This is a genomic window from Streptomyces misionensis (assembly GCF_900104815.1).
Taxonomy (GTDB): domain Bacteria; phylum Actinomycetota; class Actinomycetes; order Streptomycetales; family Streptomycetaceae; genus Streptomyces; species Streptomyces misionensis.
Window position 1 is genome coordinate 3,350,616 of record NZ_FNTD01000004.1, and the last position, 25,621, is coordinate 3,376,236.

Here is a 25,621-nt window from a genome sequence, read left to right on the forward strand (position 1 = left end):
GCCCGGGGGCAGCAGGGAGCCGGCCCCGGCGCCTCCTGACGGCACATCAGATCTGCCGTCGGGGCACGCCCGGGGTCACGAGGGGGAAGACGCGTCGCGGGGGAAGTCGGGTCGGTCCGGGGCGGGAGCCGGTGACGTGGCGGGCCCGGCTCAGGCCGGGGCGCCCAGCTCCGCCCACACCGTCTTGCCGGGCCGTCCGGGGCTGCGCAGGACACCCCAGTCCAGGCACAGGCGCTGGACGATGAACATGCCGTGGCCGCCGGGACGTCCGGCGCGGTGCGGGTTGCGGGGGGCCGGCTGGCCGGTGCCGCGGTCGCTGACCTCCAGACGGATCACCTTGTTGTCGCAGGTGAGGACCAGCTCGTCGGGGCCCTCGGCGTGCAGACAGGCGTTGGTGACGAGTTCGGAGACCACGAGCAGGACGTCCTCGGCCGCGGCACGCCGGTCGGCGGCCGCGGCGGGCAGCCAGCCCCAGGCGTACAGCGCCTGCCGGGTGAAGTCGCGGGCGAGCGGCACGACGCCGCTCTCCCCCCGCAGCTCCAGCCTGCGGACCTGCCGCCCGGACGACGCCCCGGCGACGCCGGCGTCGGCCCCGGACGGCGGCACGGACGACACGGTCGCGCCCATGACGGAGGGCGCGCCGGACGGCGTGTCCTCCTCGGACGCCCCGGAAGCGCCGCTCGGCTCCGGGCCGCGGTCGCCCGGCGAGTAGGGCCGGGTGGTGCTCATCAGCGCTTCACCTCACCGAATCACCAGTTCACGATTGAAAAGTCCGGCACCGCCCGGTACCGGCCGGTCCGTCCGCCGTCGGCACCAGCGCCCGGCCGTACGTCCCGTCATCCGCACATCAGTCCCGTCCGCCCGTCGTCCACCTTCCGTGCCCGTGTGCCCGGCCGTGGCCGCGACAGGCCGACGATCCGCCGATCGCCGTCCGTCCGCCGTACGGGCCGTCGCCCGCACGCGCCGTCCGGCCGCCGGTTCGCGGTCGTCCGGGCAGGTTCCTGCCCGATCGGGGCCGTCGCACACCCGCGGATGCGTCACACCCGCGGGGCGGTGACGGCGACCCGGCGGCCGGTGGTCGTCAGCACTTCTCCTGCCCGACCCGGGCGCCGGAACACCACCGTCTTGTGTGGGATCGGCGAGATGTCTGGGGTTCATGAGAAGTGGATGGTCAGCAGCCATACCGGTACACCCGGCCACGCGGAGGACGCGGGCTCAGTCGGCGCCGCCGCCCTCCCCGGCCAGCGCGTCCGCCACGGAGTCGTGGACGGTGAAGACCGCCTCGGCCCCGGTGATCTCGAACACGCGGGCGACGACGGGCTGCATTCCGGCCAGGTGGACCCCGCCACCGGCGGCCTCCGCCTTGAGCCGGGCCCCGAGCAGGACGTTGAGCCCCGTGGAGTCGCAGAAGTCGAGGCGCGAGCAGTCCACCACGAGCCGTGAGAATCCCTTGCCGAGGAGGTCGTCGAGGGGCTCGCGCAGCAGATCGGCGGTGTGGTGGTCGAGCTCACCCGCCGGTGTGACAACGGCGCTGGCGCCCTCTTCACGCACCTCCACCAGAAGCCGGCCCGACTGTGCGCTGCCGACCGTCCCGTGGTCCATGCCGTCTCTCTCCCGAGGTCGTGGCTGCTGATGCCCTCGAACATTACGCCTTCCCAGGGCACTCCGACACCCGAACAACCTCACATAACCGGACATAGGCAAACAGAACGCACTTGCGATCGCTTCGGGAAAGCCGATAGGGCTAGTAAGGACACCTACCCCTACACGCCGGCTTTGGAGGCGCCGCACTCCGCAGTGCACGCAACGGCTTCGGCAGCCTGATGCCGAGAACGATGGAGGACACCCATGTCACCCCGGCTCGACGCCTCGCCTACCCCGACCGCGACGTCGACACCCCCACCGGAACAACTGGACCATCCCATCGATCTCCACGACCCCTTCGAGGGGCTCCCGGAGATCCCCCCTTACGACGAGGTCGGTCCCGTCGACGCACGGGCCCTGTCCAAGACCCTCTTCGAGCGTCTGGAGACGCTGGAGGAAGGGACGCACGAGTACGCGTACGTCCGCAACACCCTCGTCGAGCTGAACCTCGCGCTGGTCAAGTTCGCCGCCTCCCGCTTCCGCTCCCGCAGCGAGCCGATGGAGGACATCATCCAGGTCGGCACCATCGGCCTGATCAAGGCGATCGACCGCTTCGAGCTCGCGCGCGGCGTCGAGTTCCCCACCTTCGCGATGCCAACCATCATCGGCGAGATCAAGCGCTTCTTCCGCGACACCTCGTGGTCCGTGCGCGTGCCGCGCCGGCTGCAGGAGCTGCGCCTGGACCTGGCGAAGGCCGGGGACGAGCTGGCCCAGCAGCTGGACCGCGCGCCGACCGTCGCGGAGCTGGCCGAGCGCCTCGGCATCACCAACGAGGAGGTGGTCGAGGGCATGGCGGCCTCGAACGCCTACACCGCCTCCTCGCTGGACGCCCAGCCCGAGGAGGACGAGACCGAGGGCGCGCTCGCGGACCGCATCGGGTACGAGGACCACGGGATCGAGGGGATCGAGTACATCGAGTCCCTCAAGCCCCTGATCGCCGGGCTGCCCGCGCGCGACCGCAAGATCCTCTCGCTGCGCTTCGTGGCCAACATGACCCAGTCGGAGATCGGCGAGGAGCTCGGCATCTCCCAGATGCACGTGTCCCGGCTGCTGTCCCGCACGCTGGTACGGCTGCGCAAGGGACTGACGGTGGAGGAGTGACCTCCCGGACCACGGTCCCGCAGCAGCACACACGGCCGAAGCGGCCCGGTCTCCTGGACCGGGCCGCTTCGGCGTGTACGGGTGCGGCCGGGGTCCGGCCGCCGGCTCAGACCACGCGGACGCCGGCCCGCCACACCCCGCTGACCAGCGGCACGCCCGGCCGGTAGGCGAGGTGGACGTGGCTGGGGGCGTCGAGGAGCGTCAGATCGGCGCGGGCGCCGGGGGCGAGGCGGCCGACGTCGGTGCGGCGCAGGGCCGCGGCGCCGCCCGCCGTGGCCGACCAGACCGCCTCGTCCGGGGTCATCCCCATGTCGCGGACGGCCAGGGCGATGCAGAACGGCACGGAGGAGGTGAAGGAGGAGCCCGGGTTGCAGTCCGTGGACAGGGCGACGGTCACCCCCGCGTCCAGCAGCCGGCGGGCGTCCGGCCACGCGGCGCGGGTGGAGAACTCGGCGCCGGGCAGCAGTGTGGCCACCGTGCCGCCGCTCGCCAGGGCGTCGACGTCCGCGTCGGTGAGGTGGGTGCAGTGGTCGGCGCTGGCCGCGTCCAGCTCGACGGCGAGCTGCACGCCGGGGCCGTAGGACAGCTGGTTGGCGTGGATGCGCGGGTGCAGGCCCTTCGCCTTGCCGGCGGTGAGGATCGCGCGGGCCTGGTCGCCGTCGAAGGCGCCCTTCTCGCAGAAGACGTCGATCCAGCGGGCGTGCGGCGCGCAGGCGTCCAGCATCTCGCCGGTGACCAGGGCGACGTAGGCCGCGGGGTCGTCGGCGTAGTCGGGGGAGACGATGTGCGCGCCGAGGTACGTCACCTCGTCGGTGTGCCTCGCGGCCAGGCGCAGGGCGCGGGCCTCGTCCTCGACGGTCAGGCCGTAGCCGGACTTGGTCTCGAAGGTGGTGGTGCCCTGGCGCAGCGCCTCGGCCAGGTAGTGGGTGAGGTTGGCCTCCAGCTCCGCGTCGCTCGCGGCCCGGGTGGCGGCGACGGTGGTGCGGATGCCGCCCGCCGAGTAGGAGCGGCCGGACATCCGGGCGTTGAACTCCTGGGTGCGGTCCCCGGCGAAGACCAGGTGGGAGTGCGAGTCCACGAAGCCGGGCAGCACCGCCCTGCCGCCCGCGTCGACCCGGTTGTCAGTGGCGGGTGCTTTCCTTGACTCACCGGTCCACGCGACGCGGTCGCCGTCGATGACGACGGCCGCGTCCTGGATCAGACCGAGAGGGGAGTTGTCACCGAGGGAGGGGTCGTTGGTGACCAGTGCGGCGATGTTGGTGATGACGGTGCTGCTGCTCATGGTGTCCTCGTGGGTGGGTGTCAGGAGCGGAGGGCCTCGACCGCCCGCGCGAGGGCCTGCGGTACGTCCGGGACGCGCGTGTGCGCCCCGTCGCGTACGACGTGCCGGCCGCCCACGACCGTATGCCGTACGTCCGCCGCGCCCGCCGCGAATACGGCCGTCTCGGCGCCCAGCCGCGGCGCGGGGCCCGCTGTTCTGACCGAGTCCAGGGCGATCGTCGTCAGGTCGGCGAGCGCGCCCGGCGCGATGGCGCCGGCCTCGTGCCAGCCGAGGGCGGCGTGGCCGTCGGCGGTGGCGGCCCGCAGCAGGGCGGCGACCGTCCAGTGGCCCCGGGTGCGGGTGCGCAGCCGCTCGTTCAGCTCCATCGCGCGCGCCTCTTCGAGCAGGTCGATGACGGCGTGGCTGTCGGAGCCGAGGGAGAGCGGGGAGCCGGCCCGTTGCAGGGCGACGGCCGGGCCGATGCCGTCGGCCAGGTCCCGCTCGGTCGTCGGGCACATGCAGGTGCCGGTCGCCGAGCCGCCGAGCAGCGCGATGTCCTCGTCGGTGAGGTGCGTGTTGTGCACCCCGGTGGTGCGCGGCCCGAGGACGCCGTGGTCGGCGAGCAGCCGGGTGGGCGTGCGGCCGTGCGCGGCGAGGCAGGCGTCGTTCTCGGCGGTCTGCTCCGACAGGTGCACGTGCAGGGGCGCCCGCCGCTCCTCCGCCCAGCGGGCCACGGTCGCCAACTGGCCCGCTGGCACGGCCCGCACCGAGTGGATCGCCGCCCCGATCCGTGCGTGATCCCGTTCCTTGAGAACCGAACAGCGTTCCGCCCACGCCTCCGCGGTGCCGTCGGAGAACCGCAGCTGGTGCGTGTTGGGCGCCTCGCCGAAGCCCGCGGAGAGATAGCAGGTGTCGAGGAGGGTGATCCGGATGCCGGCCTCGGCGGCGGCCGCGATCAGCGCCTCGCCCATGGCGTTGGGGTCGGCGTAGGGGGTGCCGCCGGGGGCGTGGTGCACGTAGTGGAACTCGCCGACACAGGTGATGCCGGCCAGCGCCATCTCGGCGTACACCGCGCGGGCGAGCGCGTGGTAGCGCTCCGGGGTGAGCCGGTCGGCGACGGAGTACATCACCTCGCGCCAGGTCCAGAAGGTGCCGGAGCCGACCTGGACGGTGCCGCGCAGCGCCCGGTGGAAGGCGTGGCTGTGCGCGTTGGCCAGGCCCGGCAGGGTGAGCCCGCGCAGCACCTCGGCGCCGGGCGGCGGGGCGGGCGTCCCGGTGCGCACGGCACCGATCCGCCCGCCGTCGGTCTCGACCAGGACCCCCGGCTCGACACGGTCGCCGAGCCAGGCGTGTTCCAGCCAGTAGGTCGCCTTGGTCACCTGCAGGCCAGCCCTTCCAGTACGTCGGCGAGCGCGCCCACCCCGGCCACGCAGTCGTCCTCGGCCGCGAACTCGGCCGGGGAGTGCGAGACACCGGTGGGGTTGCGCACGAACAGCATGGCGGTGGGGATGCTCCCCGAGAGGATTCCGGCGTCGTGTCCCGCGCCGGTGCCGAGGACGGGCACCGTCAGCTCGGTGTCCCGGCCCAGGATGCGGCCCAGCTCGTCGCGCAGCGCGTGGTCGAACTCCACGACGGGCGTGAAGGACTCCCGTACGACGTCCAGGTCCACGCCGTGCGCGTCCGCGTACTCCCGGGCCGCCTTCTCGATGCCGGAGACCACCGTGTCCAGGGTCTCCTGGTCGGCGGCGCGGGAGTCGAGCCAGCCGCGCACCCGCGAGGGGATCGCGTTGACGCCGTTGGGGTCCACCGCGATCTTGCCGAAGGTGGCGACGGCACCGGCGAGTTCGGCCTCGCGCCGCGCGGCGAGCACGGTCTCGGCGTACGACAGCATCGGGTCGCGGCGGTCGGCCAGCCGGGTGGTGCCCGCGTGGTTGGCCTCGCCCCGGAAGTCGAACCGCCAGCGGCCGTGCGGCCAGATGGCGCTGGCGATGCCGACCCGGTCGCCGGACAGGTCCAGCGCGCGGCCCTGTTCGACGTGGAGTTCCACGAACGCGCCGATCCGGGCGAGGCGTTCCGGGTCCGGGCCGATGGCCTCGGGGTCGTACCCGGCGGCCGCCATGGCCCGGGGCAGGGTGATCCCGTCCCCGTCGGTGAGCCGGTGCGCGTCCTCCACCGTCAGCGCGCCGGCGGTCAGCCGCGATCCGACACAGGCCAGCCCGAACCGGGCGCCCTCCTCGTCGCCGAAGTTGACGATGGCGAGCGGCCGGGTGAACCGCACTCCCCTGCCGAGCAGTTCGTCCAGGGCGGCGAAGGAGGACACGACCCCGAGGGGCCCGTCGAAGGCCCCTCCGTCCGGCACGGAGTCCAGGTGCGACCCGGTGACCACGGCGTCCCCGGCGGCCGGGTCCCCCAGCCAGGCCCACTGGTTGCCGTTCCGGTCCACCTCGTGGACCAGGCCGCGGTCCTCGGCCTGCTGCCTGAACCAGGCCCGGCATTCGGCGTCGGGCCCGGTCCAGGCGTAGCGGCGGTATCCGCCGGAGCCGGCGTCGCGCCCGATGGGGAGCAGCTCGGCCCACATCTCGTGGAACGAGGCACCGCGGACCGGCCTCGGGCGGGCGGGCGCGGCCGCACCCGCACCCGCCCCCGGCGACGGGGTCCCGGCCCCCGCCGCACCGTCGCCGTGCCCGCCCGGAGTGCGGCTCACGCGTCGCCACCCTCGCGCATCGGCACCCGGGCCCCCCGCTCCTGGGCGACGGACTCGGCGATGTCGTACCCGGCGTCCACGTGCCGGATGACGCCCATGCCGGGGTCGTTGGTGAGCACGCGCCGGATCTTCTCGCCGCCGAGCCTGGTGCCGTCGGCGACGGTGACCTGGCCGGCGTGGATGGAGCGGCCCATGCCCACGCCGCCACCGTGGTGGATGGACACCCAGGAGGCGCCCGAGGCCACGTTGACCATGGCGTTCAGCAGCGGCCAGTCGGCGATCGCGTCGGACCCGTCGAGCATCGCCTCGGTCTCGCGGTACGGCGAGGCGACGGAGCCGCAGTCGAGGTGGTCGCGGCCGATGGCGAGCGGCGCGGCCAGCTCGCCGGAGGCCACCATGTCGTTGAACCGCTCGCCGGCCTTGTCCCGCTCGCCGTAGCCGAGCCAGCAGATGCGGGCGGGCAGGCCCTGGAAGTGCACGCGCTCGCCGGCCATCTTGATCCAGCGGGCGAGGGACTCGTTCTCCGGGAAGAGGTCGAGGATCGCCTTGTCGGTCTTGGCGATGTCCGCCGGGTCGCCGGACAGCGCGGCCCAGCGGAAGGGGCCCTTGCCCTCGCAGAACAGCGGCCGGATGTAGGCGGGCACGAAGCCGGGGAAGGCGAAGGCGCGGTCGTACCCGGCGAGCTGGGCCTCGCCGCGGATCGAGTTGCCGTAGTCGAAGACCTCGGCGCCCGCGTCCAGGAAGCCGACCATCGCCTCGACGTGCCTGGCCATGGACTCGCGGGCCCGGGTGGTGAACCCGGCCGGGTCCTTCGCCGCGGCGTCGGCCATGTCCTCGAAGGCGACGCCGACCGGCAGGTAGGACAGCGGGTCGTGGGCCGAGGTCTGGTCGGTGACGATGTCGATGGGCGCGTTCATCGCCAGCAGCTGCGGGACCAGCTCGGCCGCGTTGCCGAGGACGCCGATGGACAGCGGGCGGCGCGCGTCCCGGGCCTCCGTGGCGAGCTGGAGCGCGTGGTCGAGGCTGTCGGCCCGGACGTCCAGGTAGCGGTGCTCGATGCGGCGGTCGATGGCGCGCGGGTCGCAGTCGATGCAGATGGCGACGCCGTCGTTCATGGTGACGGCGAGCGGCTGGGCGCCGCCCATGCCGCCGAGGCCGGCGGTGAGGGTGATGGTCCCGGCGAGGGTGCCGCCGAACTTCTTCGCGGCGACGGCGGCGAAGGTCTCGTAGGTGCCCTGGAGGATGCCCTGGGTGCCGATGTAGATCCAGGAGCCGGCGGTCATCTGGCCGTACATGGTCAGGCCGAGGGCCTCCAGTCGGCGGAACTCCTCCCAGTTGGCCCAGTCGCCGACCAGGTTGGAGTTGGCGATGAGGACGCGCGGGGCCCACTCGTGGGTCTGCATCACGCCGACCGGGCGGCCGGACTGGACCAGCATGGTCTCGTCCTGCTTGAGCGTGCGCAGCGTGCGCACCATCGCGTCGAAGGAGCGCCAGTCACGGGCGGCCTTGCCGGTGCCGCCGTAGACGACGAGCTTGTCGGGGTGCTCGGCCACCTCGGGGTCGAGGTTGTTCTGGAGCATGCGCAGGGCGGCCTCCTGCTGCCAGCCCAGGGCGCTGAGTTCCGTGCCGCGCGGTGCTCGTACGGGGCGGGGTCCCGACATCTCTGCCTCCTGCTGTTGCTACGTCTATTCACATCCTGGCCGCCTGAATAGAACTAGTCAATACATCGGGGCGTCCCCATCCGTGCGTCCCGGGTGTTTGGCTGGAACCACCTGACGGCCGACAGGAGGGAGACGCGGTGAACCACGAGGTCGTGGACGAGGTGACGGCCGAGGCCGAGGCCGAGGCGGGGCAGCGGGCCGCGCGGCGGGACGACGCGGTGCGGGCCGCGGTGGCGCAGGGCCTGCTGGGGCCGGACGCGGCGGTGGTGGGGCTGCTCGACGTCACCGGCATCCGGGAGTCGGCGGCGGCGCTGCGGGCGGCGTTCGAGGCGGTGCTGGCGCCGGGCACCCCGGTGCTGCACGCGTTCGCCGTGAAGGCGACCCCGCTGGTGCCGGTGCTGCGGCTGCTGCACGAGGCGGGCATCGGCGCCGAGGTGGCGAGCCCCGGCGAGCTGGCCCTCGCCCGCGCGGCCGGCGTGCCGGTGGCGCACACGGTGCTGGACTCACCGGCCAAGACCCCGGCGGAGCTGCGCGAGGCGCTGGCGCTCGGCATCGCGGTGAACGCGGACAACCCGCAGGAGCTGGCCCGGCTGGACGCCCTGGTGGGCCGCGCGCCCACCCGTTCCCCGCTGGGCATCCGGGTCAATCCGCAGATCGGCGGCGGCAGCATCGGGGCGACGTCCACGGCGACCGAGACCTCGAAGTTCGGGGTGGCGCTGCGCGACGAGGGGGCGCGCGAGTGGGTCGTACAGGCGTACGCGCAGCGGCCGTGGCTGACCCGGCTGCACGCGCACACCGGCTCACAGGGGATTCCGCTGGCGCTGCTGGCGCAGGGCGTGGCGGAGACCTTCGCGCTGGCCGAGGAGATCAACGCGCGGGTGGGGCGGCGGCAGGTCGACACGCTGGACATCGGCGGCGGGCTGCCGGTGAACTTCGCGGGCGAGGCGACGGCGCCGACGTACGCGCAGTACGCGCGGCTGCTGGCCGAGCAGGTGCCGGGGCTGCGCGCGGGGCGCTACGGACTGGTGACCGAGTTCGGGCGGTCGCTGCTGGCCAAGCACGGCACGGTGGTGGCGCGGGTGGAGTACGCCAAGCGCTCGGGCGGGCGGCGGATCGCGGTGACGCACGCGGGCGTGCAGGTGGCGACGCGGACGGTGTACGCGCCGGGGGCGTGGCCGCTGCGGCTGGCCGCGTACGACGCGGAAGGCCGGCCGAAGCCGGGGCCCGAGGTGGTGCAGGACGTGGCGGGACCGGCCTGCTTCTCGGGCGACCTGCTGGCCGAGGGGCGCGCGTTGCCCCCGCTGGAGCAGGGCGACTACGCGGCGGCGCTGGACACGGGCGCGTACTACTTCGCGCACCACTACGCCTACAACTCCCTGGCCCGGCCCGGGATCTACGGCTTCGTGCCGGACGGCGCGGGCGGCGTCGCCTTCGCCACCGTGCGGGAGCCGCAGACGGTCGCGGAGGTGGTCGCGGAGTCCGGAGGGGCGCACGCGTCCGCGCTCGCCGCCCTCCGAGCGCCCGAGCGCCGTTGACGCGACCCCGCCGGCCTCGAACAAGTGGATCAACTCCGGTGACACAGGGGTCGGTTGGCCAACACTAGTACGCCGGACGCATGTTCCACTGGAAAATGCCAAACGGCTCACCCCTCCCCCACACGTTGCGTAGTGTCGGGGTCACTCAGCCGGAGTCCCAGGCGGGAGGGGAGCCACGCGGTGCCCGGAATCGACGAGTGCCTGCTGGAAGCGATGCGATTGCCCGGTGCCCGGGGTGCCGCGCTGGTGGACTGGACGAGCGGACTCGCGCTCGGCACCGTCGGCGAGGCACCCGGCGGGGACCACGAGGCGGCCGCCGCCGAGGCCGCCGAACTGGCCCGGATCGCCGCCGAGCACGGCACCTTCACCGCCCGCGGCGAGGACCGGCCGCCCGTGGAGGACGTGATCGTCAGCAACGCCGACAGCTACCACCTGCTGCGGTTCGTGGACACGTCGTTCGACAGCAGCGTGTTCCTGCACCTGTGGCTGGGGCGCGCGGAGGGCAATCTCGCGCTCGCCCGGATCCGGCTCGGCGAGATGGCCGCCCGCCTGGTGCTGGGATGACCATGGTCCGTACACCGCCGCTGCCGGTGCGGGACAAGTCGGCCCCGCGCGCCCTGTCCCCGATGCTGACCCGGCTGGCCGAGGAGCGGGCCACCGGGATCCTGGTCCGCGAGTACGGCGCCCTGCATCTCGCCGAGGGCCGGGTGGTGTACGCCGAGAGCCCCCTCGCCCCCGGGCTCGACGTGCTCCTCACGGCCCACGGCACCCTGGCGGCCGCCGCCTGGCAGCGGGCCGCCGCCGCGGCCGAGGGCCCGCTGCACGCGGCCGAACTCCTACTGGAGTCCGGGTTGTTACCCGCGGGCGCGCTGGAGCTGTGCCATCTGGACGCGCTGTACGACGCCGGGTACTTCGCCCTGGCGCCGAGCAGCACACCGGGCAGGTTCCGCTACGACGGCGCGCCCCGCACCGGCCCGCTGCCCTCGGTCCCGGTGGTCGCGCTGGAACACGAGACCCTGCGGCGCCGGCTGCAACTGCACCGCCTGTGGCCCGACCCGGCCGCCGACACCGCGCCCCTGATCCGCGCGGACCCCGGCCCCCGGACGGCCGGCCCGACCCCCACCGCCGTCCCGGCCCCCAACGGCCCCCGGGCGGCCGGACCCTCCCGCGCCGCCCCCGTCACCCCCCGCCAACGCGCCGTCCTGGACCGCGTGGACGGCACCCGTACGGCCACCGACATCGCCCGGGAGCTGGGCCGGCAGGCGTTCCACACGCTGGTCGACGTCCGCCGGCTGGCGGCGGCCGGGCACCTCGCACCCGTACCGGCGGCGCCCGGGGCGGCACCCGGGCAGGTCCGGGACCTGCCGCCGCCCCCGCTCGTCCCCCCGGTCACCGACCCCGACATCGCGCTGCTGAAGAGGCTCAGGGATGCGCTGGAGGCGCTTTGAACGGCCACGCCCCGCCGAGAGGAGAGAGCTGATGGTGTCCGAGGACGACCTGCGCACCGTCCTGGAGGAGCTGCACCGGCTGCGCACCCGGGTGCCCCAGCTGACCGGGGCGCTCGCGGCGGGCGTCGACGGCCTCGTCGTCGCCCACGACACGCCCGGTGTCGATCCGGACGGCCTCGCGGCGCTCACCGCGGCCGCGCTCGGGGTCTCCGTGCGGGTCGCCGACGCCACCGGCAACGGCGGCCTGCGGGAGCTGCTGGTGCGCGGCGAGCGCGGCTACGTCGCCACCTACGCGGCCGGCCGCAGCGCCGTACTGACCCTGCTCGCCCAGGACCGGGTCAACGTCGGCCGGCTGCACCTGGAGGGCCGCCGCTCGGGTGCCCTCATCGGCGAACTGCTGGACGCCGCCGAGGCCGCCGCCCAAGCCGCCCCCGCGCGCCGGTCCGCGACTCCCGCGCCCGCGCGCACCCGGACCACGCGCACGCCGCGCACCACCACCGCACGCACCACAACCGACAGTTGAGAGGACCCGACATGGCCAACACCGAGACCGCCCTCAAAGAGGCGCTGACCTCGATCGAGGGCGCCACCGGCGTCGCGCTCGTCGACTACACCAGCGGGATGGCGCTGGGCACGATGGGCGGCAGCAAGACCTTCGACCTGAACGTGGCCGCGGCCGGCAACACCGATGTGATCCGCGCCAAGATGCGCACGATGGAGATGCTGGGCATCAACAGCGAGATCGAGGACATCCTCATCACGCTCAGCGACCAGTACCACCTCATCCGCCTGCTCAAGGGGCGCGGCGGCAACGGCCTGTTCCTCTACCTGGTCCTGGACTCCGCCCGGGCCAACCTGGCGATGGCCCGCCACCAGCTGAAGCGGATCGAGGAGGACCTGGAGGTCTGACCCCCGCTCAGACGAGGGCCGCGGTACGGCGGCGGGCCCCGCCGGGGGCCGCGTCGCCGGCCGCGACGCCCGTGCCGCGCAGGCCCTTGACGGCCTTGCCGGCCGGGCCGCCGCCGCGCCGGTCGAGCCAGTCGACGCGCACCCAGAGCAGGGTGTCCAGGGCCTGTTCGCGCCGGCCGAGCCAGGCGGCCTTCAGCCGCAGCCCGGTGCCGCACCCGGCCAGCAGCAGTCCGCCGGCCACCGGCACGGCGAAGGCCGAGCCGAGCGCGACGGCCCAGGCCAGCAGCAGCCACCAGCGGTGCCCGCGACGCCAGGCGCGCACCGTCACCGCCCGGTCCTGGAGGACGTCGTACCTGCCCGCGCGGGCCACCGAGCGAACGAGGACGGCGTACCGCCCGCGGCGGGCCAGCGAGACCACCGCGGCGCCGACGACGAACAGCGCGGCCCCGGCGAACACACCGATCCGGCGCCCCGTCATTCCCTGTGGTGCGGCGCCGATCGCCGCGGCGGCCACACCGAGCCACCAGAGCGGAGCGGCCCCCGCCCGTACGACGACGGCCACCCGGGCCAGTCCCTGTCCACCGCGTCCTTCGCGTCCCGCGCGCGCCACGTCGGCCTCCCGTGTCACGTGTCTCCACAGTCGGCCGGGACCTTAGCGCGCGAACGTGAGACGGAGCTGAGAGGACGCGGCCGCGTGCCGCCCCGGCGGCCGGGTCACTCCACGAAGAGTCCCCGCGCGGCGGCCTTGGCGTCGAACTCCTCCAGGCGGGCCTGCGCGTCCGGCAGATCGTCGCAGACCGCCTCCAGCAGCACCCGGCCCAGCAGCATCGGCGCGCACGCGGTGTCGAAGGCCAGCCCGGTGCCGACGGCGGCGGGCAGCAGCAGGTCGGAGTGCTTGGCGACGGGCGCGAACGCGGAGTCGGCGACCGTGACGACGGTCAGGCCGACCTCCTGGGCGTAGGCGAGGGTGTCGACCACCTCGCGCGGGTGCCGGGGCAGCGCGAAGCACAGCAGCGCGCTGGCGCCCGCGCGGACGGCGGCGTCGATGCGGTCCTGGATCATCGTGCCGCCCTCCTCCAGCAGCCGGACGTCCGGGTGGACCTTGGCGGCGAAGTAGGCGAACCCGTACGCCTGGGAGGCGGCGGCGCGCAGCCCGAGCACCGGCAGCGGGCGGGAGGCGGCGAGGACGCGGCCGGCCTCCCGCACCGGACGCGGGTCGGCGAGCAGGTCCGCGAGATGCCGCAGGTTCTCGATCTCGGCCTCGACGGCCAGTTGGTACTCGTTGTGCGCGCCGTTCTCGGGGGCGGGCTCGGCGGGCACCACCTCGCGCAGGTGCTTGCGCAGCGCGGGATACCCGTCGAACCCGAGGGCCACCGCGAACCGCGTCACCGACGGCTGGCTGACCCCGGCCAGTTCGGCCAGCTCCACGCTGGACAGGAAGGGCACGTCGGCGGCGCGCCGCACCATGCTGTGCGCGATGCGGCGCTGGGTCGGCGTGAGCCGGTGGCCCTCGAAGAGCGCCTGCAACCGGTTGGCCGGGCTGTCGGTCACGCTCATGTGTACTCCCCCTCGGATGTCCTCGACGCCCCGGGAGAGTACAGCGCCGAGGCCGTGCCGAACACGGGCTGATATTCAGGAAAGGTTGCGCTGTATACCTTTATACAACGCGACCCGGGGCCCGCGCTCCACCCCGGAGTCTCAATCCACCCCCGGCCGCTCCGCCGGGAAGGCGTGCGCGCGGGCGGTGAGCACGACGGTCAGCACGGGGGCCAGCAGGATCAGCACGGTCCACGGGAAGGACCCGGCGCCGAAGGCCCGCAGCAGCAGGCCGCCGGCCGCGCCGCCCGCGGCCATGGCCGAGTTCCAGGTGGTGACCAGCAGGGCCTGGCCCCGGTCGCCGCCCGCGTCGGTGACCGCGGTCTGGAGCAGGGCGGACAGGCCGCCCCAGCCCAGGCCCCACAGCACCATGGCGCCGTAGACCGCCACCGCGCTTGCGGCCAGTGCCGCCAGCAGACCGGCCGCCACCAGGAACAGGGCGGCGCTGGCGATGGTCAGGGCGCGCAGCCGGCGGTCGACCAGGGCGCCGGTGACCAGGATGCTCACCACCGAGGCGACGCCGAAGACCAGCAGGACGAGGTCCCGGGAGCCGCCCATGCCGTGCCGGTCCAGGAACGCGGCGATGTAGGTGTAGAGGATGTTGTGCGCCAGCACGTACGCGGCCACCACGAACAGCACCGGGACCACGCCCGGGAGCCTGAGCGCCCCGCGCACCGGCGGCCGCTCGCCGGGCCGCCGCCCGGGGAAGTCCGGCACCGAGCGGGCGATCCAGCCGAGCAGCAGCAGCGAGACCAGGGCCACCAGGCCGAAGGTGGGCCGCCAGCCCAGCAGTCCGCCCAGGAAGGTGCCGATCGGGATGCCCAGGGAGAGGGCGAGCGGGACGCCGGCCATGGTGATCGCGATGGCCCGACCCACCAGCCGCGGCGGCGCCAGCCGGCGCGCGTAGCCGACGAGTTCGGCCCACACCACGGCCGCGGCGACCCCGGCGGCCAGCCGGACGGCCATGGTCAGCAGGTAGTCCGCGGACAGCGCGGTGACGGCGTTGGCGACGGCGAACGTCAGGACCGCGAGCAGCATCAGCCGCTTGCGGCGCCAGCCCGCCGTGGCCAGGGAGACGGGGATCGCCGACAGGCCCGTGGCGATCGCGTAGACCGTCAGCGTCTGGCCCGCCGCGGCCTCGCCGACGGAGAGGTCGCGGGCCATCTCCGGCAGCACGCCGGCGGGCAGGGCCTCGGTGAGGATGCTCAGGAAAGCGGCCGTGCACAGGGCCAGGAGCGGGGAGACGGGCAGTGCGGCGGCCCGCGCGACGGGCGCGCCGGTGCGTGGTGATGCCTGGGAGGTCGTCATGCCTGTAGCGTTGAACCCTCACATTTATGTGAAGGTCAAGTCGACTCGGGGAGGCGTCTCATGCGCATCGGGGAACTGGCCGAACGCACCGGCACACCACGCCGGATGCTGCGCTACTACGAGGAGCAGGGACTGCTCGTGCCGGACCGCTCGGCCAACGGCTACCGGGACTATCCCGAGCGCAGCGTGGACCGGGTGCTGCAGATCCGGGGGCTGCTCGACTCCGGGCTGCCGACCCGCGTCATCAAGCAGATCCTGCCCTGCCTGAAGCAGCCCCGGGCCATCCACGTCACGGACGCGACCCCCGAGACGATGGCGACGCTGGAGCGCGAGCTGGACCGGATGAGCCGGCGCATCGAGTGCCTGGTCCGCAGCCGGGACGCCATCTCCGAGTACGTCGCGGCGGTCCGCCGCGGCGGCGTGCGGGGCGTGCCGGAGCCCGCGTGCGAGGCCGTTCAAGAGGCGGTATCGGGGCAGCGATGACCCGGCGAGGAAACACCCAAGCGTCGTTAAACCGCCACCCAGAGTGATGGAGCGGGCGCCTACGGTGAGCGCTACTGGCACGACACCGAGGAAGCGTCATGGCCACCCCCCACCGGACCTTACGGACGCCGGCCGCGCCCGCTCCCCGTCCCCCCTGCCCCTCGCCGTCCGTGCCGCCCGGCACCGGCGAGCCGCCGCGCACCGCCGCCGCCGTGCTGGACGAACTCCTCGCCGGCAACGCCCGCTACGCCGGCGGCCGTCCACGCCGCTGCGGCCGCCCGGCCGGGCGCGTTCCGTGCGCGGTGGTCGTCGGCTGTGTGGACGCCCCGGTCCCGCCGGAGCTGGTCTTCGACCAGCCGCTCGGCGAGCTGCTGGTCAGCCGTACGGCCGGGCAGGTGCTGGACGAGGCCGTGCTCGGCGCTGTCCAGTACGGCGTGCAGGAGCTGGGCGCCCCGCTCGTACTGGTGCTCGGGCACGACCGCTGCGCCGCCGTGGCCGCCACGCTGGAGCGGCTGCGCACCGGGGCCCCGGTGCCGGACCATCTGGAACTGCTGGTGGACGAGATCGCCCCGGCCGCCCGCCGCACCCGGGGCCGGCCCGGCGACTGGGCCGAGCACACCCTGCGCGCCCACACGGCCTGGGTGCGCGACGCGATCCGCGCCGATCCCGCCTTCGCCGCCGCCCATGTGGCGGCCGCCCGCCTCGACGCCGCTTCGGGGCTGGTGTCCCTGTTGCCCTAAGGGTTCCCGGGGTGGTCCCCACCACCCCGAGAGGGGGGCTTTCCCCAGTGCGCCGGGGCCTTGCGGCTCCCTAGGGTGGGGCCATGAGCGCACGTGACCCGCAGGACGCCGATCTCCGGAGCGACGCCGAGCTGCGGAAGGACCTCGACGCCACCGTCCGGGCCCGCAGGGACCTGGGCGACGACTACGACTCCGCCCTGGTCGAGTCCTTCCTGGAGAAGGTCGAGCAGCGGCTGGACGGCGCGGTGGACCGACGGGTGCGGCGGCAGCTGGCCGAGCAGCAGATGGCGGCCGCGCGCGGCGACCGGCGGCCCAGGACGGCCGCCGACTCCTGGGGCGAACGCTACGGCTTCGCCCTGCTCACCCTGGTCCTCGCCATCCCGCTGTCCGCGATCGGCGCCGCCCTGGCGGGACTCGCCGGGATGGTCGTCACCTGGATAGGCATCGTCGGCGTCAACGTGGCGCAGGCGGTACGGCTCAACCCTGAGCTGCTCCGGGGACGCGGGCGCTCGGGAACGGCCGACTGAGCCGACCGGTCCACGCGCCGCGGAAGAAGTGGCGCGGGGACCGCCGCACCCCCGTTACCGGGGGGCGGGACGACGGCGGTCCCCGCGAGGGACGCGGGCCGGGTCAGGCCCGGCTGCGTCCAAGGGCGTCCATGGAGGTCCGGGAGCCGCTCCGGAGGTCCTGACGCCGTTCGCGCGCCGGCCGGTACGGGGGACTCACCGGGGTGCGATGCCCGGGAGGTGTCCTTCCGTCCTGCCGACACCCACCAATGTGCCGTACGCGTGTTAAGCGGGTGCTGCGTACACATGACGCCCTCGTACCAGTTCCGCGGCGGTTGGAGCGGCCGTGGTCACCCGGAGTTCGCCGTGGTCACGGCTGACTCGCCCTGCCGCCGGGTCACAGGGTCAGCCGGTCGGCCGCCGCCTGGACGGCCATGTCCTCGGGGTCGACGTACTGCCATTCGCACCGTCCGGGGTGTCCCTTGAAGAGGGTGCAGCCCGTGGCCAGGGGGTTCGGCCTGTTCATGCAGCACTCGATGTCTTCGAGCCACTGCCCGGGCGCCCCGGCGCGCCAGCACACGAAGACGTCGGAGTCCGGGGCCATGCTCGCGCCGGTACGGAGGAACGCCACGTGGCGTTCGTGGGGTACGTCTTCGAGCATGCACCGGAACGACGGGGACGACGCCCAGTCGACGTCCGCACGCGGGGACGGAATCTGCTCCGCGAGGGCGCGGACACCGTCGTCCAAGCCGGTCGTGGCCTTGCATCGGAACATCGCGGACTCCCAGGCGAGATGCAACGGTGGGTATCTCATGGCACGGCGGGACGCTGGTCCCACTGCCGGTTGAACTGGTCGACGTAGGCCCGCACGAACGCGCAGCAGTCCTCGCAGGCGTAGGCCGGCGCCCGCTGCTTGTCGTGCTCGACCGGACCGATCCAGAAGACGTACTTGGGGTGGCGGCAGAGGAGGCAGAAGCCCCGCACCAACGGCCGGGACCTCATGGGCGCCTGCGCTTGCGATGCCTCGGGCACTCGCACGGCGGCCAAGCGCTGGAGAATTCCGGCCGCTTGAGGGGCGTCACCTCGTGCCGTGCCCGCACGAGGTGCCGGTTCCCCCGGCGGTCCAACCGGTACACCGCGAGCGTCATCGTCAAGGCCGGATCACCCTCGCCTTGATCCCGGCCTCGATCGTCAGGATCAGCTCGTCCACGTGGTCCAGCCCCAGGCCGTGCCGGAAGGCGAGGCGCGGCCCCCAGGGCGTCTGGATGACGTCCACGTCAACCAGCCATCCGGCCTCCTGGAAGGCGAGCTTCAGCCTGACCAGCATGTCGTCCGGGTCCCGCGCACGCGTCATGTCCCTACCTCGCCACTCCTCTGTGTAGCGGAATCACTACCGAGCGGCTTCAGAGTTGCCTAGACTCGGGGATCCTTCAATGGGCCAGATAGGAAGGGCGAGTTGGGGCGAGATGGTCAACCGCAGAGAGCTGGACCCGGAGGCCAGTCCCGCAGCAGCGTTCGGCGCGCGTATGCGCAGGTTGCGTGAGGGGCAGAGGTGGACCCAAGAGGAGCTGGCAGAGAAGCTGGGATATTCCAGCCAGCATGTCTCGGCTGTTGAAACTGCACGTGAACCGCCAACTCTTCGGTTTTCGAGGAGGCTTGACCAGGTGTTCGGTCTCGCCAGCTCGACCGAGACGTTGGAGCGGGAGTGGCGCGAGATGCGACACAGCGCGCTACTGGAGGGATTCCCCGAGTACGTCAAGTACGAGGGTCAGGCAGCAGAGATCCGGCTGTTTGAGATCGGCATCATCCCTGGACTGCTACAAACCCCGGAGTACGCCCGCGCGGTGGCGGAAGGCGATGTGCGGCGTGGGGCCATCACACCCGAACAAGCCGATGAACGGATTGCGTTCTTAGCGCATCGACAAGCAGCGCTGGTGCGCCCCCGGCCACCCATGGTGCTGGTGGTGATGGACGAAAGCTGTCTCCGCCATACAGTCGGCGGGATGGAGGTGATGGATCGGCAGCTCCAGCAACTCGTCGAAGTCGCCTCCCACCCGAACTGGGTCATCCATGTGTCTCCTTTTGGGATAGGAGCGCGGCGATCGTTCAACCTGCCGATGAATCTACTGACGCTGCCGGACATGTCCGTGGTCGCGTACGCGGAATCCCAGTTGCGGGGGCACGTGGAGCGCGAAACGGCAGCCGTGCTGCCCCTGTTGACGGCCTACCATCAGTTGCAGGCCGAAGCTCTGCCCCAGGCGGCATCGGTGGCCATGATCAACGAGGTACGAAAGGGCACCCCGTGACGACCGTCTCCCCCCGCTGGTTCACCTCCTCCTACAGCAGCAACGGCGGCAACTGCGTCGAGGTCGCCACCAACGTGCCCGACACCATCCCCGTCCGCGACACCAAGGACCGCGACGCCGGCACGCTGACCTTCCGCCCCGACTCCTGGTCCGCCTTCGTACAGTTCGCCGCGCGAAAGGCAACCCCGTGACGACCGACTCCCCCCGCTGGCTCACGTCTTCTCACAGCGACAACGGCGGCAACTGCGTCGAGGTCGCCACCAACGTGCCCGACACCATCCCCGTCCGCGACACCAAGGACCGCGACGCCGGCACGCTGACCTTCCGCCCCGACTCCTGGTCCGCCTTCGTCCAGTTCGCCGCGCGAAAGGCAACCCCGTGACGACCGACTCCCCCCGCTGGTTCACGTCCTCCTACAGCAACAACGGCGGCAACTGCGTGGAGGTCGCCACCAACGTCCCCGGCACCGTCCCCGTCCGCGACACCAAGGACCGCGACGCCGGCACCCTCACCTTCCGCGCCGGCTCCTGGTCCGCGTTCGTCCGGTTCGCCTCTCACCAGAGCGTCTGAACGCACCAGGCACGAAAAAGCGGGCCCCCTCCCGTCCGGGAAGGGGCCCGTCTTGGTCGGACTACTTGGCGCCGCCCTTGGCCAGGAAGGCCAGCAGGTCCTGGCGGCTGACCACGCCCTTCGGCTTGCCCTCGACGAGGACGATCGCCGCGTCCGCCGCGCCCAGCACCTGCATCAGGTCGCCGACCGGCTCACCGGAGCCGACCTGCGGCAGCGGGGCCGACATGTGCTTCTCCAGCGGGTCCTCCAGGGAGGCGCGCTGGGAGAACAGGGCGTCGAGCAGCTCGCGCTCCACGACCGAGCCGACGACCTCGGCGGCCATCACGTCCGGGTGACCGGCGCCCGGCTTGACGACGGGCATCTGGGAGACGCCGTACTCGCGCAGCACCTCGATGGCCTGGCCGACGGTCTCCTCCGGGTGCATGTGCACGAGGGACGGGATCGTGGCGCCCGCCTTGTCGTTCAGCACGTCGGCGACGCGGGCGCTCGGGCCCTCGTCCTCCAGGAAGCCGTAGTCGGCCATCCACTCGTCGTTGAAGATCTTCGAGAGGTAGCCGCGGCCGCTGTCCGGCAGCAGCACCACGACCACGTCGTCCGGGCCGAGCCGCTCGGCGACCCGCAGCGCGGCGACCACGGCCATGCCGCAGGAGCCGCCCACCAGCAGGCCCTCCTCCTTGGCGAGGCGGCGGGTCATCTGGAAGGCGTCCTTGTCGGAGACGGCCACGATCTCGTCGGCGACGGTGCGGTCGTAGGCGGTCGGCCAGAAGTCCTCACCGACGCCCTCGATCAGGTACGGGCGCCCCGAGCCGCCCGAGTACACCGAGCCCTCGGGGTCGGCGCCGATCACCTTCACCTTGCCCTGGCTGGCGTCCTTCAGATAGCGGCCGGTGCCGGAGATGGTGCCGCCGGTGCCGACGCCCGCCACGAAGTGGGTGATCTTGCCCTCGGTCTGGTCCCACAGCTCCGGACCCGTGGAGTGGTAGTGCGACAGCGGGTTGTTCGGGTTGGAGTACTGGTCGGGCTTCCAGGCGCCCGGGGTCTCGCGCACCAGCCGGTCGGAGACGTTGTAGTACGAGTCCGGGTGCTCGGGGTCGACCGCGGTCGGGCAGACGACGACCTCGGCGCCGTAGGCACGCAGCACGTTGATCTTGTCGGTGCTCACCTTGTCGGGGCACACGAAGATGCACTTGTAGCCCTTCTGCTGGGCCACGATCGCCAGGCCCACCCCGGTGTTGCCGCTGGTCGGCTCCACGATGGTGCCGCCCGGCTTGAGCTCCCCGCTCTCCTCGGCGGCCTCGATCATGCGCAGGGCGATGCGGTCCTTCACGGAACCGCCCGGGTTGAAGTACTCCACCTTGGCCAGGACGGTCGCCTGGATGCCCTTGGTCACGTTGTTGAGCTTCACCAGCGGGGTGTCGCCGACGAGGCTGATCATCGAGTCGTGGAATCGCACCGTTGTCTCCGGTCGCTGCAAAAAAGTGTGGTCCTAGTGGTGCCGCCAGCCTAAGGCCAGGCGCCCGGCTCGCGCGGTCGTTCACTCACCGTCGAGATTGGCGCACGCCCTGTACGGGGCAAGGAGTGGGTGGAGGGCGAGGAGGAGGTGGCGGCGGCGCATGACGAGCATGTCGAGGGCGCGGGTGGCCCGGCGGATCGCGGCCGGGGCGGCGTACGGCGGGGGCGGGGCCGGACTGGTCGGGGCGGCGGCCGTCGGACTGGTCCTCGCGGAGGTACGGCTGGCCCGGCGCCATGTGGGCAACGGCAGCGGCGGACGGGTGCCGGTGGCGGACGGGGTGTACGGCCACTCCTACGACGCGGGCGGTGATCCGCCGCTGCGGCTGGTGATGCTCGGCGACTCCACGGCCGCCGGGCAGGGCGTGCACCGGGCGGGCCAGACGCCGGGCGCGCTGCTGGCCTCGGGGCTCGCGGCGGTGGCCGAACACCCGGTGGAGCTGTGGAACGTCGCGCTGCCGGGCGCCCAGTCCGACGATCTGGACCGGCAGGTGGCCCTGGTGCTGTCCTCGCAGCGGCCCGCGCCGGACGTCTGCGTGATCATGATCGGCGCCAACGACGTGACGCACCGGATGCCGTTCACGCGTTCGGTGCGGTACCTGTCGGCGGCGGTGCGGCGGCTGCGCACGGCCGGTGCGGAGGTGGTGGTCGGCACCTGTCCCGACCTCGGCACGATCGAGCCGGTGCAGCAGCCGCTGCGCTGGCTGGCCCGGCGGGCGTCCCGGCAGCTGGCGGCGGCGCAGACGATCGGGGTGGTGGAGCAGGGGGGCTGCACCGTGTCCCTGGGCGATCTGCTGGGGCCCGAGTTCGCGGCGAACCCGCGGGAGCTGTTCGGGCCGGACAACTTCCACCCCTCGGCCGAGGGCTACGCCACGGCGGCGATGGCGGTCCTGCCCACGGTGTGCGCGGCGCTGGGCCTGTGGCCGACCGAGGAGGAGCGGCCGGACGTGATGCGCCGCGAGGGGTTCCTGCCGGTGGCCCGGGCCGCGGCGGAGGCGGCGTCCGAGGCCGGCACGGAGGTCACGGCGGCGATGCCGACGGGCCCGCGCGGACCCTGGGCGCTCCTCAAGCGCCGGCGCCGCCGCCGCGTCCCGGAGGCCGAACCGGTGACCCCGTCGACCTGACCGGCGTACCGGAGTCCGCGCGGCCGTGCTGCACTGGAAGGGCCGGGGACACCCGAGCGACCGGCCCGACCAAGCAAGCGCTTAGAAAACTGCGGCCAGTGTCACACCGCAACCCCGGTGACCTGGTTCATACGTGCGGGTAACTTCCAAACCGGTCCTGCCCGAAACCCCGTTCACTGGAGCCGTGATGCCCGAAGCCGTCATCGTCTCGACCGCCCGCTCCCCCATCGGCCGCGCCGGCAAGGGGTCCCTCAAGGACCTGCGCCCCGACGACCTCACCGCCACGATCATCCAGGCCGCCCTCGCGAAGATCCCCGAGCTGGACCCGAGGGACATCGACGACCTGATGCTCGGCTGCGGTCTGCCCGGCGGCGAGCAGGGCCACAACCTCGGCCGCATCGTCGCCGTGCAGATGGGCATGGACCACCTGCCCGGCTGCACCATCACCCGTTACTGCTCCTCCTCCCTCCAGACCTCCCGGATGGCCCTGCACGCCATCAAGGCCGGCGAGGGCGACGTCTTCATCTCGGCCGGTGTCGAGACGGTCTCCCGCTTCGCCAAGGGCAGCTCCGACGGCCTGCCCGACACGCACAACCCGCTGTTCGCCGAGGCCGAGGCCCGCACCGCCGCGGTCGCCCAGCAGGAGGGCACCACCTGGCACGACCCGCGCGAGGACGGGCTGATCCCCGACGCCTACATCGCGATGGGCCAGACCGCCGAGAACCTGGCGCGCTGGAAGGGCATCACCCGCCAGGAGATGGACGAGTTCGGCGTCCGCTCGCAGAACCTCGCCGAGCAGGCCATCAAGGACGGCTTCTGGGAGCGCGAGATCACCCCGGTGACGCTCCCCGACGGCACCGTCGTCAGCAAGGACGACGGCCCGCGCGCCGGCGTCACCATGGAGGGCGTCGCCGGGCTGAAGCCGGTCTTCCGCCCCGACGGCCTGGTCACCGCCGGCAACTGCTGCCCGCTCAACGACGGCGCCGCCGCCCTCGTGATCATGAGCGACACCAAGGCCCGCGAGCTGGGCCTGACCCCGCTCGCCCGCATCGTCTCCACCGGCGTCTCCGCCCTCTCCCCCGAGATCATGGGCCTCGGCCCGGTCGAGGCCAGCAAGCAGGCGCTGCGCCGGGCCGGACTGACCGTGGACGACATCGACCTGGTCGAGATCAACGAGGCGTTCGCCGCCCAGGTGATCCCCTCCTACCGGGAGCTCGGCATCGACCTGGACAAGCTGAACGTCAACGGCGGCGCCATCGCCGTCGGCCACCCCTTCGGCATGACCGGCGCCCGGATCACCGGCACGCTGATCAACTCCCTCCAGTGGCACGACAAGCAGTTCGGCCTGGAGACGATGTGCGTCGGCGGCGGCCAGGGCATGGCCATGGTCATCGAGCGCCTCAGCTGACCGGAGCCGCCCGCGCGGCCAACCGTCCGTAGCGAATCGGGCACTTCACGTCAGGGATCGGCCCAGAACCCCGGAAACCGCCGGGTTCTGGGCCTTTCTGTGATCCAATCTCCCCCAGGATGTGACCTATCTCCCCCGCCCCGGGCATCGGCGCAGGTCAGCACGGACCGGCACACCGTCCGACGCGCCCGCGAACCCAAAGAACTGTCCGTTTCGTGACGTTACGCACTGACAGCTGGATAGTCCGCCCTTCAAGCTGATGTAGGAAGTCGGGGGTCGACTTTGAACCTGGGAGTACGTCAGTGAGCGCCATGCCCATCGCCCTGCTGCTCACCACGGCCGCCACGGGCGCCGTGGGCGTCGCCGTCCTGCGCACCGTGCTGAAGCTGCGCAGGCAGCTCACGCAGTTGCAGGCCCAGCTCGCGGAGAACCAGTCAGCCGCCATGCACGCGCTGCTGCCGCATGCCCGCAGCCACGCCGACACCGACCGGATACGCGCGGCCGTGGCCGAGGCGCTCGCCGAGGAGCGGGAGCGGGAGCTGGCCGAGGCGCGTGCCTTCTGGGCCGCGCAGGAGGCACGCGACGCCTCCGACGCGCCCTCGGTGCTCGGCCTGCCCGACCACGAGCCGTTCCTGCCCCGGGAGTCCGACTTCGCCGGCCTGGAGCCGGTGGCGGAGCCGACCGCGGACACCGACGAGTTCGCCGGGGAGTCCCCCGAGCTGGCCGCGGCCCGCCGCCGGCACCCCTCGCACCCGGACTTCGTCCCGGAGCGGTCGGCCGCGGCCGACCACGAGCGCACGGCCGCCACGCTGGAGCAGCTGGCCGCCGAGCGGATCGAGCTGTCCGACGTCCGCCCCGGCCCGCTGGGCACCCTCGACGTCTACGTCTTCGCCGACGGCACCACGCTGTGCATGACCCCGGGTCACCGCGAGACGGCCGAACGGCTGGCGCGGGCCGTGGAGGCGGGCGACGCCCCCTGTCTGCTCGGCGGTTCGGGCATCTCCGGCGCCTACACCCTCACCTTCGCCTGCGGCGCGGAGACGATCTACATCCTGGCGGACCGCGTCATCGCGTCCCTGTAGGCCGCGGCGGGTCCGCGGGGCGGGGCCCCGGGCCCCGGCTCAGACCCCCGCCCGGCCCCGGGCCTCCTCCACCAGCCGGACCGCCTCGCCGACCTCGTCGTCACTCTTCAGCACCAGCGCCAAGTCGTGGGCCGCGACCAGGATCTGATCGGCCGCCGCGAACATCCCCGCGTCCGGCATCTCCCGGGGCTCGCTCCCCGGTTCCTCGACGGCCTGCGCCCGCCGGGCCAGTTCCCTGGCCAGCGCCAGCGCCTCCGCGGCGGCGCCGCGCTGGAGCCTGCTCTGGGGTGCCGCGCGCAACCGGTCGGCGAAGTGATCCACTGCTTGGTTCAGGGGCGTCGTATCAACCACGCGCCGAGCGTAACGCTCCGCACTGTTGCCAAGAGGCGAACGCTCGGGCACGGTGCAGTGAAGGACCGGCTCACAGCCCCTTTGCTTTCGGAGGTGCCGATGTCCCAACCGTTCTCCGACGAGACCCACCGCAATCTGCTCGCCCGCATCCCGCACTGCACCGGCCGCGAGGTCTCCGACTGGCTGCGCACCGTCGAGGAAGGCCCCGCCCTGGTCCGCTTCGAGGAGAAGGTCGGCTGGCTCCGCCAGGAGTACGACCTGGCCTACGGCCACGCGAAGGCCATCGTGCACGAGTACGACCTGCGCCGGGCGGCCCGCAAGCTGCGCTGAGGCACCCACCGACGGCAAAGGGCCCCGGGCGTGCGCCCGGGGCCC

The 25,621-nt window shown here is 73.1% G+C and carries 30 protein-coding genes and 1 pseudogene; 17 read left to right on the forward strand and 14 right to left on the reverse strand.

Annotated features, from left to right (window positions below; genetic code table 11):
* Nucleotides 1–150: 150 nt before the first annotated feature.
* The gene (locus BLW85_RS16810) at nucleotides 151–729 is read right to left on the reverse strand and encodes an ATP-binding protein (RefSeq protein WP_074992475.1); all 579 of its coding nucleotides are present in this window, start codon (nucleotides 727–729) and stop codon (nucleotides 151–153) included.
* Nucleotides 730–1,215: 486 nt separating this feature from the next.
* Complete coding sequence (locus BLW85_RS16815; protein ID WP_070023621.1) at nucleotides 1,216–1,602, reverse strand: STAS domain-containing protein; 387 nt, start codon at nucleotides 1,600–1,602, stop codon at nucleotides 1,216–1,218.
* Between the two features lie 246 nt (nucleotides 1,603–1,848).
* Between BLW85_RS16815 and BLW85_RS16820 the strand changes: the two genes are divergently transcribed.
* Complete coding sequence (locus BLW85_RS16820; RefSeq protein ID WP_074992476.1) at nucleotides 1,849–2,745, forward strand: RNA polymerase sigma factor SigF; 897 nt, start codon at nucleotides 1,849–1,851, stop codon at nucleotides 2,743–2,745.
* Nucleotides 2,746–2,851: 106 nt separating this feature from the next.
* On the opposite strand, the gene hutI is transcribed toward BLW85_RS16820, so the two are convergent.
* The 4 genes and pseudogenes from hutI to hutU form a co-directional block, all read right to left on the reverse strand.
* Nucleotides 2,852–4,027 carry an imidazolonepropionase gene (gene hutI / locus BLW85_RS16825; RefSeq protein WP_070023624.1) on the reverse strand — a complete coding sequence of 392 codons (1,176 nt, stop codon included), beginning with the start codon at nucleotides 4,025–4,027 and terminating at the stop codon, nucleotides 2,852–2,854.
* A gap of 20 nt (nucleotides 4,028–4,047) precedes the next feature.
* On the reverse strand, nucleotides 4,048–5,385 hold the full coding sequence (locus BLW85_RS16830) for a formimidoylglutamate deiminase (protein ID WP_074992477.1): 1,338 nt from the start codon (nucleotides 5,383–5,385) through the stop codon (nucleotides 4,048–4,050).
* Nucleotides 5,382–6,584, reverse strand: coding sequence for an allantoate amidohydrolase (locus BLW85_RS16835; protein WP_074992478.1), 1,203 nt, complete (start codon nucleotides 6,582–6,584; stop codon nucleotides 5,382–5,384). The genes BLW85_RS16830 and BLW85_RS16835 overlap by 4 nt, the downstream gene beginning before the upstream one ends.
* A gap of 125 nt (nucleotides 6,585–6,709) precedes the next feature.
* Nucleotides 6,710–8,371 (reverse strand): annotated as a pseudogene (hutU, locus tag BLW85_RS16840) (urocanate hydratase); the annotation flags it as partial.
* A 137-nt stretch (nucleotides 8,372–8,508) separates the two neighbouring features.
* Between hutU and BLW85_RS16845 the strand changes: the two are divergent.
* The 5 genes from BLW85_RS16845 (at nucleotide 8,509) to BLW85_RS16865 (ending at nucleotide 12,263) form a co-directional block, all read left to right on the forward strand.
* Nucleotides 8,509–9,906 (forward strand): type III PLP-dependent enzyme domain-containing protein, encoded by a 1,398-nt coding sequence (locus BLW85_RS16845; RefSeq protein WP_239697585.1) that lies wholly within the window; start codon nucleotides 8,509–8,511, stop codon nucleotides 9,904–9,906.
* A 180-nt stretch (nucleotides 9,907–10,086) separates the two neighbouring features.
* The gene (locus BLW85_RS16850) at nucleotides 10,087–10,470 is read left to right on the forward strand and encodes a hypothetical protein (RefSeq protein WP_070023630.1); all 384 of its coding nucleotides are present in this window, start codon (nucleotides 10,087–10,089) and stop codon (nucleotides 10,468–10,470) included.
* Nucleotides 10,467–11,354 (forward strand): hypothetical protein, encoded by an 888-nt coding sequence (locus BLW85_RS16855; RefSeq protein ID WP_074992480.1) that lies wholly within the window; start codon nucleotides 10,467–10,469, stop codon nucleotides 11,352–11,354. The genes BLW85_RS16850 and BLW85_RS16855 overlap by 4 nt, the downstream gene beginning before the upstream one ends.
* Before the next feature lie 31 nt (nucleotides 11,355–11,385).
* Nucleotides 11,386–11,877: a roadblock/LC7 domain-containing protein gene (locus BLW85_RS16860; RefSeq protein WP_070023634.1), complete on the forward strand. Its 492-nt coding sequence runs from the start codon at nucleotides 11,386–11,388 to the stop codon at nucleotides 11,875–11,877.
* 11 nt (nucleotides 11,878–11,888) lie between these two features.
* Nucleotides 11,889–12,263 (forward strand): roadblock/LC7 domain-containing protein, encoded by a 375-nt coding sequence (locus BLW85_RS16865; protein WP_070023636.1) that lies wholly within the window; start codon nucleotides 11,889–11,891, stop codon nucleotides 12,261–12,263.
* Nucleotides 12,264–12,270: 7 nt separating this feature from the next.
* On the opposite strand, the gene BLW85_RS16870 is transcribed toward BLW85_RS16865, so the two are convergent.
* The 3 genes from BLW85_RS16870 to BLW85_RS16880 form a co-directional block, all read right to left on the reverse strand.
* Nucleotides 12,271–12,825: a hypothetical protein gene (locus BLW85_RS16870; protein WP_070023638.1), complete on the reverse strand. Its 555-nt coding sequence runs from the start codon at nucleotides 12,823–12,825 to the stop codon at nucleotides 12,271–12,273.
* A gap of 152 nt (nucleotides 12,826–12,977) precedes the next feature.
* Nucleotides 12,978–13,820: a MurR/RpiR family transcriptional regulator gene (locus BLW85_RS16875; RefSeq protein WP_070023640.1), complete on the reverse strand. Its 843-nt coding sequence runs from the start codon at nucleotides 13,818–13,820 to the stop codon at nucleotides 12,978–12,980.
* 141 nt (nucleotides 13,821–13,961) lie between these two features.
* A complete protein-coding gene (locus tag BLW85_RS16880) occupies nucleotides 13,962–15,167 on the reverse strand; it encodes an MFS transporter (RefSeq protein ID WP_074992481.1) in 1,206 nt (401 codons plus the stop codon).
* Between the two features lie 60 nt (nucleotides 15,168–15,227).
* On the opposite strand from BLW85_RS16880, the gene BLW85_RS16885 reads away from it, so the two are divergent.
* The 3 genes from BLW85_RS16885 (at nucleotide 15,228) to BLW85_RS16895 (ending at nucleotide 16,917) form a co-directional block, all read left to right on the forward strand.
* Complete coding sequence (locus BLW85_RS16885) at nucleotides 15,228–15,650, forward strand: MerR family transcriptional regulator (protein ID WP_079172351.1); 423 nt, start codon at nucleotides 15,228–15,230, stop codon at nucleotides 15,648–15,650.
* Nucleotides 15,651–15,820: 170 nt separating this feature from the next.
* The gene (locus tag BLW85_RS16890) at nucleotides 15,821–16,390 is read left to right on the forward strand and encodes a carbonic anhydrase (protein ID WP_239697584.1); all 570 of its coding nucleotides are present in this window, start codon (nucleotides 15,821–15,823) and stop codon (nucleotides 16,388–16,390) included.
* An 83-nt stretch (nucleotides 16,391–16,473) separates the two neighbouring features.
* Nucleotides 16,474–16,917: a hypothetical protein gene (locus BLW85_RS16895; protein ID WP_070023646.1), complete on the forward strand. Its 444-nt coding sequence runs from the start codon at nucleotides 16,474–16,476 to the stop codon at nucleotides 16,915–16,917.
* A 376-nt stretch (nucleotides 16,918–17,293) separates the two neighbouring features.
* On the opposite strand, the gene BLW85_RS16900 is transcribed toward BLW85_RS16895, so the two are convergent.
* From BLW85_RS16900 to BLW85_RS16905, 3 genes are all read right to left on the reverse strand, one after another.
* Nucleotides 17,294–17,671 (reverse strand): hypothetical protein, encoded by a 378-nt coding sequence (locus BLW85_RS16900; protein ID WP_070023648.1) that lies wholly within the window; start codon nucleotides 17,669–17,671, stop codon nucleotides 17,294–17,296.
* 35 nt (nucleotides 17,672–17,706) lie between these two features.
* Nucleotides 17,707–17,898 (reverse strand): hypothetical protein, encoded by a 192-nt coding sequence (locus tag BLW85_RS38845; protein ID WP_143060447.1) that lies wholly within the window; start codon nucleotides 17,896–17,898, stop codon nucleotides 17,707–17,709.
* Nucleotides 17,899–18,046: 148 nt separating this feature from the next.
* A complete protein-coding gene (locus tag BLW85_RS16905) occupies nucleotides 18,047–18,250 on the reverse strand; it encodes a hypothetical protein (protein ID WP_074992483.1) in 204 nt (67 codons plus the stop codon).
* A gap of 112 nt (nucleotides 18,251–18,362) precedes the next feature.
* Between BLW85_RS16905 and BLW85_RS16910 the strand changes: the two genes are divergently transcribed.
* Genes BLW85_RS16910 through BLW85_RS16925 form a run of 4 tightly spaced genes read left to right on the forward strand, consistent with a single transcriptional unit; the run spans nucleotide 18,363 to nucleotide 19,772 of the window.
* Complete coding sequence (locus BLW85_RS16910; protein WP_074992484.1) at nucleotides 18,363–19,202, forward strand: helix-turn-helix domain-containing protein; 840 nt, start codon at nucleotides 18,363–18,365, stop codon at nucleotides 19,200–19,202.
* Entirely contained in the window at nucleotides 19,199–19,393 is a 195-nt protein-coding gene (locus BLW85_RS16915; protein WP_074992485.1) for a DUF397 domain-containing protein, read from the forward strand. Before BLW85_RS16910 ends, BLW85_RS16915 begins: the two co-directional genes overlap by 4 nt.
* Nucleotides 19,390–19,584, forward strand: coding sequence for a DUF397 domain-containing protein (locus tag BLW85_RS16920; RefSeq protein WP_074992486.1), 195 nt, complete (start codon nucleotides 19,390–19,392; stop codon nucleotides 19,582–19,584). The genes BLW85_RS16915 and BLW85_RS16920 overlap by 4 nt, the downstream gene beginning before the upstream one ends.
* On the forward strand, nucleotides 19,581–19,772 hold the full coding sequence (locus BLW85_RS16925) for a DUF397 domain-containing protein (RefSeq protein WP_074992487.1): 192 nt from the start codon (nucleotides 19,581–19,583) through the stop codon (nucleotides 19,770–19,772). Before BLW85_RS16920 ends, BLW85_RS16925 begins: the two co-directional genes overlap by 4 nt.
* 61 nt (nucleotides 19,773–19,833) lie before the next feature.
* Here the strand turns inward: BLW85_RS16925 and BLW85_RS16930 are convergent, their stop codons facing one another.
* A complete protein-coding gene (locus tag BLW85_RS16930) occupies nucleotides 19,834–21,225 on the reverse strand; it encodes a cystathionine beta-synthase (RefSeq protein WP_070023653.1) in 1,392 nt (463 codons plus the stop codon).
* 160 nt (nucleotides 21,226–21,385) lie between these two features.
* Between BLW85_RS16930 and BLW85_RS16935 the strand changes: the two genes are divergently transcribed.
* The 3 genes from BLW85_RS16935 to BLW85_RS16945 all read left to right on the forward strand — a co-directional run bounded on the left by BLW85_RS16935 (nucleotide 21,386) and on the right by BLW85_RS16945 (nucleotide 24,895).
* Nucleotides 21,386–22,405, forward strand: a complete 1,020-nt coding sequence (locus BLW85_RS16935) for an SGNH/GDSL hydrolase family protein (RefSeq protein WP_208624850.1) — start codon at nucleotides 21,386–21,388, stop codon at nucleotides 22,403–22,405.
* Between the two features lie 187 nt (nucleotides 22,406–22,592).
* The gene (locus tag BLW85_RS16940; protein ID WP_070023654.1) at nucleotides 22,593–23,813 is read left to right on the forward strand and encodes an acetyl-CoA C-acetyltransferase; all 1,221 of its coding nucleotides are present in this window, start codon (nucleotides 22,593–22,595) and stop codon (nucleotides 23,811–23,813) included.
* 302 nt (nucleotides 23,814–24,115) lie between these two features.
* Nucleotides 24,116–24,895, forward strand: a complete 780-nt coding sequence (locus tag BLW85_RS16945) for a hypothetical protein (protein ID WP_070023656.1) — start codon at nucleotides 24,116–24,118, stop codon at nucleotides 24,893–24,895.
* A 39-nt stretch (nucleotides 24,896–24,934) separates the two neighbouring features.
* Here the strand turns inward: BLW85_RS16945 and BLW85_RS16950 are convergent, their stop codons facing one another.
* On the reverse strand, nucleotides 24,935–25,246 hold the full coding sequence (locus tag BLW85_RS16950) for a hypothetical protein (RefSeq protein ID WP_244174868.1): 312 nt from the start codon (nucleotides 25,244–25,246) through the stop codon (nucleotides 24,935–24,937).
* A 99-nt stretch (nucleotides 25,247–25,345) separates the two neighbouring features.
* On the opposite strand from BLW85_RS16950, the gene BLW85_RS16955 reads away from it, so the two are divergent.
* Nucleotides 25,346–25,576, forward strand: a complete 231-nt coding sequence (locus BLW85_RS16955; protein ID WP_070023660.1) for a DUF4287 domain-containing protein — start codon at nucleotides 25,346–25,348, stop codon at nucleotides 25,574–25,576.
* Nucleotides 25,577–25,621: the final 45 nt, after the last annotated feature.